Annotated in this window: 6 protein-coding genes; 2 read left to right on the forward strand and 4 right to left on the reverse strand. The window is 53.6% G+C overall.

Annotated elements, in window-relative coordinates:
- The first annotated feature begins 712 nt into the window (after positions 1-712).
- Positions 713-1816 (forward strand): hypothetical protein, encoded by a 1104-nt coding sequence (locus tag CLU88_RS22925; RefSeq protein ID WP_143226073.1) that lies wholly within the window; start codon positions 713-715, stop codon positions 1814-1816.
- Positions 1817-1819: 3 nt separating this feature from the next.
- Positions 1820-2374: a hypothetical protein gene (locus CLU88_RS22930; RefSeq protein ID WP_143226074.1), complete on the forward strand. Its 555-nt coding sequence runs from the start codon at positions 1820-1822 to the stop codon at positions 2372-2374.
- 323 nt (positions 2375-2697) lie between these two features.
- Here the strand turns inward: CLU88_RS22930 and CLU88_RS22615 are convergent, their stop codons facing one another.
- The 4 genes from CLU88_RS22615 to CLU88_RS22935 all read right to left on the reverse strand — a co-directional run bounded on the left by CLU88_RS22615 (position 2698) and on the right by CLU88_RS22935 (position 4983).
- Positions 2698-2961 carry a hypothetical protein gene (locus tag CLU88_RS22615; RefSeq protein WP_199173559.1) on the reverse strand — a complete coding sequence of 88 codons (264 nt, stop codon included), beginning with the start codon at positions 2959-2961 and terminating at the stop codon, positions 2698-2700.
- Positions 2958-3608, reverse strand: a complete 651-nt coding sequence (locus CLU88_RS22620) for a ParA family protein (protein WP_099659091.1) — start codon at positions 3606-3608, stop codon at positions 2958-2960. Before CLU88_RS22620 ends, CLU88_RS22615 begins: the two co-directional genes overlap by 4 nt.
- A 154-nt stretch (positions 3609-3762) precedes the next feature.
- Positions 3763-4173 (reverse strand): hypothetical protein, encoded by a 411-nt coding sequence (locus CLU88_RS22625; RefSeq protein WP_143226075.1) that lies wholly within the window; start codon positions 4171-4173, stop codon positions 3763-3765.
- A gap of 171 nt (positions 4174-4344) precedes the next feature.
- Positions 4345-4983: a helix-turn-helix domain-containing protein gene (locus tag CLU88_RS22935; RefSeq protein ID WP_143226076.1), complete on the reverse strand. Its 639-nt coding sequence runs from the start codon at positions 4981-4983 to the stop codon at positions 4345-4347.
- Positions 4984-5338 lie beyond the last annotated feature (355 nt).

Consider the following 5338-nt stretch of genomic DNA (forward strand, 5'->3'; position numbering starts at 1 on the left):
GCCCGGTGGCGGGGGTGGGCAACGCACAGCGTTGTCCACGCTCGACGCCCAGCCCCTCCCCTCTCCCGCTGATTTCAGTTTTTCAAAAGGTGGGCCGTGCAAAGCGCGGCGGGGGGTTCCGGGGGGCGTGCCCCCCGTGTAGGGCGACGGTGGGCAACCCGGCCCAGGCGGTGGGCTGGCAGTGGGCAACGCGTAGCGTTGTCCACGCAGTCCACCGCCTGGGCGAGGTTGTCCACGGGCGACCGGGCTACAGGGCGCAGTGGTCGAATGCCCCGTTTCACTTGGGCTTTGCCATTTACAGAGGGGCTGCGCACCCTCGGTACTTGGACCAAGGCTCCTGATCAGTTTGACGACCGCGTATTGAAGCTTGGCGCAAGTTCGCATTCCTATTGAGTCAGGCTGTGACAAGTGATCGTCAATCACCTACTGAGGACATATAGGTAGAGTGAAATAAAAAGGTAGATTGATCTTAAAAAATAAAAAAAAGGTAGATTGAATGAAAAAAGGTGGATAGACGCTTCCGTCTTTCAAAATTTTGTGGCATATTGCTGACTAGGCCGACAACCTTTCGGTTGACCAACCAGCTCAGGGAAGAGCGACTGTGCACCCTCGCTAGGAGGGACGCGATGACAGAGTAGTGACTTCATCGTACTACACGCACAGCAGGGCCCGGTTCGAATCCGGGGGTTGGGGCCCCACATAAGAGAGAAGCATGAGCTATTTCAGGACATCGTACGCAACGCTGCAGGAACTTGCCAAAGCTGGGCGTTATGAAGATGTAGCTGGCTTCCTGGTCCTAGCTCGGCACGCAAGCGGATTGACTCATGGTCAATTCGCTCCTTACACGCTGAGTGGCGCTGGCATTAACAGCATCCATGAAAAAGCAGGAGTATCCGAAGAGGTCGCTCGTGGCGTGATTGAGCGCTTGAAAGAACGGGGGGCTATTCGTCCAGCTTCTGTGGAGGCAAAGACAGCGCTGCGTATTGCGCGGTGGGAAATCAATCAGGGTTCCCTTGATCTCGACCTACCGCATGCTCTTGTAGACCCCTTGAAAAATTTACAGGTCGATTCAGCACTCCACCGTGTGCGAAAACGCCGCCCTGTAGCCTCTGCTTACGCCTCAGATTTAACAGGTGTAAGCGATAAAGAACTTGCCTTGGATGCGCTGATGCTCCTGCTTGGGCTCTATAGGAACACCAAGATGTGCTCTTATGGTGGCGTCTCGCCTTTTTGCATCAGGAGAGTATGGGAGGTTCAGAGTCAGACTTCAAAACTGGGCGGAATTCGATGGGGCGCAGAGCCAAAGATTGATTCGACTTACATCAGTTTCATACGCGAGTGTCTGGGGTACACCTATACGCAAAAGCAAAAAACTAATGAGCCAAGCAAAGAACAGAAGGCTCGCTTTTGGAATGCTTGGAAGACTATGGTCGAGACCGGTCTTTTTTATGAAGCCGTGTCTCTCTATGACACGGATCCAGCCAGCAACGACCAGGCCCAGCTTGTGGCCACGCTTCGAGTCAATGATTTCCATGCTGGCGCAGCGCAAAAAGCAGCCACAGACCCCAGCTTGCTACGAACCCTCGAGCTGGGGTCTGGTTCACGATTCGCCTACTACACACCTGCGTCCAACGACAGGGATGAACCAGAGGCGATGTGGGTCATTCTTCCTGAAAAACGTGGCGCGTTAGTGGGGGTTTGGCGGCCGAGATTCCGAGCGTCAAACAAAGACACAGGCTCGTGGATTGACCAAGAAAACGAAGCAATAACCCAAATTGCTGAACGCATCGAGAGCGCAGCCCCGAGCGAGGACTAACGCATGGTCCGAGAGTTCATTGTCCAAGGTGTCGCCTACAGCTTGGCGCATTTACAAGTGCCTGTGATGCGCAAGATTCCTGTTGCTTTGCGGGGATTTGCCCAGAAGAAGTCCGTCCTGGTCGAGTTTCATTTTTCCAACCATTGCTACTCACGTGGACCCTCGGAAGGCGAAGTGATCCCAAAAGATCTACTCGTTCCCGATGGATCAAAACGCCACCCAAGAAACAGAATCTTTGACATCCGGCGCTACCAGCTCTCTCTGGGGCTTGTAGGTCATATCGACGCACTAATCGCAACAGACGGGGAAGTGCGGAATTCGAGACATGACAACTTTTTTAGCGTCCAAGGAGCGTTGGAAAAAACGGATGGTGTAAGTACCGTTGTGGACTACTTCATCTTCATGAACGCACGGAAGGTAGCAAACCCAGGGCAAGAAAAGCGGATCAAGATCTTCGTGGAAAGCGCCTATCCCGAGTCGCCAAATGTCCCTTTTCCAAACTCAATGAACACTCGCACCTTTTCGGAGCTGCTCGGGAGTGTCTGGTCGGGAAGATAAAAAGGCCTCCGAACGGAGGCCTTTTTTGAATAGACGCGAGGATCCTATTTGGAGAGTAGCTAGGCCTTAGACCTAACCTCGCTGAGCTACATCTTTCTCAGCACTTTCGTGCTGCAGTTGATGCCAAGTCCAACCACCGAAATGGTTAGCGGGCCAACACAATTGCATTGTATAGCAATTGCTAAATTGAACCCTGTGGATCATTTGTCACGCAGTTGGATTCCTAGATGGACGCACAGAATCTGTGTTTGAGCAATCCATTACTTCATTGATTTTTTATCGATGGTTGAGTGTGCTTTCGTGCAATCGTGCTTGCACGAAAGCTATTTTTTTACATATGCGTCAAATGCCTTGTAAAGCAGCTCGTTCAGCTTCATATCATGCTGTGCTGCGTAAGTCTTGAAGCGGCGGCGGAACTCTGCCGGAACCCGGAAATTTAGCGGCTCACCGCTTGTGCCGCCCTTCGCTTCGTCTGCCGCGGGCGTTGATGACCGGGTTGTCATGTCTTTGGTCGGGGCGGCTGTCCCCTTGGTGGCCACAAGCGCTGACAGGTCGGCGGCGGGTTTTTTTGTGGTGCTGGCCATCATGTAGTTTCCTTCTTATTGGCTTTTTTCTTTTCGTGCAATCGTGCTTGCACGAAATAGAGTAGTTCTCTGATTTCTGCAGCGCTGCGACCTTTGGGGTCCGTTTCGATGACGGTGCGTCCGTCAATCATGCTTGCTGCATAGTCCACGCGGTCATGAACGATGGCCGGGGCGACGACGCCATGTGCAGACAAAGCGGCTACGGCTTGCACAGTGAGGCGGGCTGTGGGCTTTGCTTGAGTGACGCAGAAAGCAAACGGCTTTTGCAGCTCTGCCGCTATATCTACGGTCTGCCCTACGGCGCGCAGGTCGTGCGGGCTTGGTCTGGTTGGTATCAATACCAGATCGGCTAGCTTCACAACGTCGCGGATTGCTGCTGTGATGGCCGGTGGGGTGTCGATGACGGCGAGCTTCACGCCTGCAGCTCGCAGCGCTTCGAGTTTGGCGGGCAGCTCTGCAAGGCTGGCTGGTGCGAGTGCCGGAGCTTGTGCTTCTCGACTGTTCCACCACGCCGACAAACTTCCCTGTGGGTCACTGTCGATCAGCACTACGGGACCAGCGCCGCCCAGCTCAGCCGCCACGGCAAGGTGTGCGGCGATGGTGGTTTTGCCTGCGCCGCCTTTCTGGCTTGCTATGACGAGTGTTTTCATGCGTGCTAGTTTGCATGGCAAAAAGCACGAAAGCAAGTTGATTTCTTTTGTTATTTGCCCCAGCTTTTCCGGGGTGAAGTGGGCATCTCCAGAACCTTTCGGCTGTTGGATGACATCGAGGAGAGAGCGCTGCCCAACCTTCATCGCTACGGACCTATGCCTGGTTGCGTTCGCGTTCTGCTTCGAGGGCTAGAAATTCCTGCTCGCCAATGAGCCCGTTCTCCAGATCTTCAACGTTCTTGAAGAACGGCTGTGCTGGCTTGTCCCTATCCAATTGGATGCCGGCAAGAGCTGGGCTTGACGCCCATTGGCCCTTTCTGAGGATTCGCTCCGTTTCGATCAGGCGGAATGTGTCGTTGCTTATCCGATTGGCCCGCAGCATGCCAAAGATCTTCATGAATGCTGGGGTCGGCTTAAATCCTTCAATCTTTGCGCTGGCTAGCGATTGGTCGCATGCCCATTCGTGACTGTGTTTCATTAACTTCACCTCCATCAAATTTGCGTAATCAACGGTGAATAAGTAGCGAATCAACGGTGAATCAACAGTGTTCTTGTTGTTCAACATGTTCAATAGCGAATCACGCGTGATCAACAAGAGAACATGCCGCGAGCTAAAAAATGCTGGATACAGGCACGTAGGGCATGTTTACGTTTTGGCTACGCCAAACGCAAAATGCCACGCGCCAAAGGGTGCCCCTTTGAAACCCTTTGGGGCTACGCCACCGTGACAGATGACCTACGAACCTACTTCCAACCCCTGCGTTGCAACTGCATGAGGGATTCCATCCAGGCCTGGTTGGCTTGGTGGATCAGGTTCATTTCCATAAGGCAAGACAGCTTCGCCGGGAAGCGCGGTGGGGATTTGCCGTAATTGGCCTGGATTTAATCCAGCTGCATCTTGTTCCGAGCGCGAGGCAATTACCGTAGCGCTAAAAACTGCATGCGAGAGTTGCCCCCGTGGTCCAACCCACGCAACCGCTTTATTTACTGCAAGGGCATAGGCTCCACCTATCTTGATTCGATGCACCCAGCAGCCATCCACAAGCGTTTTGAGAGCCCTTTGGACAGTAGGTAGGGATACGCCTAGCAGCTCAGCCATAGAGGCTCTAGAAATGACCACAACGCCCCCGCTGCCTGGCTCCATGAGTCTGATAAGGGAGACGATTAAGCGGGCTGCTTGCATGTCCTTTCGCATCAGCTCATCGAGGTTATAGAGCGCCGCTTTCTCAACCATTGCGAAATGAGCTTGTCCAGGTTGGATCACTTGGCTGATTGGTGCCCCATTCGCTGCCTTAAGTTTCAGTGTCATTTTTGATCGCCATGCATTCAAAAAGTATTCGGATAGCTGCATCAATTGTGATTGCAATGCGATCATATATGAATGCATTTGGAAAGTAAAAAATCATCAGCTGTGATCTGCCAGCAGATCATCAGCTGTGATCTTTTTCGGATGCTAAGTTATTGATTTGTAATGGCTAAATTGACGTTTCTTCTTATGATCTAGAAACGTCTGTCAGGCAGATAGCTAGACCCCCGGAGGGGGTGTAGCTAAGGGTGAGCTGCTTCGCAGCTCACTCCCCCCCAGCGGTCCCCGCCGCGCCTATGGCGCTCCCAGGCTTGGGGCGGCACGCCCCCAGACCCCCTGGGCTGCGCCCCCTCGTGTGCCGTTCGGCACACGGGCACCCTGCGGGCTATGTCTCCCAGCAGTAAGGTGCTCAGGGCACGGGTGC

Origin of the sequence: Acidovorax sp. 56, assembly GCF_002749705.1 — a bacterium.
Classification (GTDB): Bacteria; Pseudomonadota; Gammaproteobacteria; order Burkholderiales; family Burkholderiaceae_C; genus Acidovorax.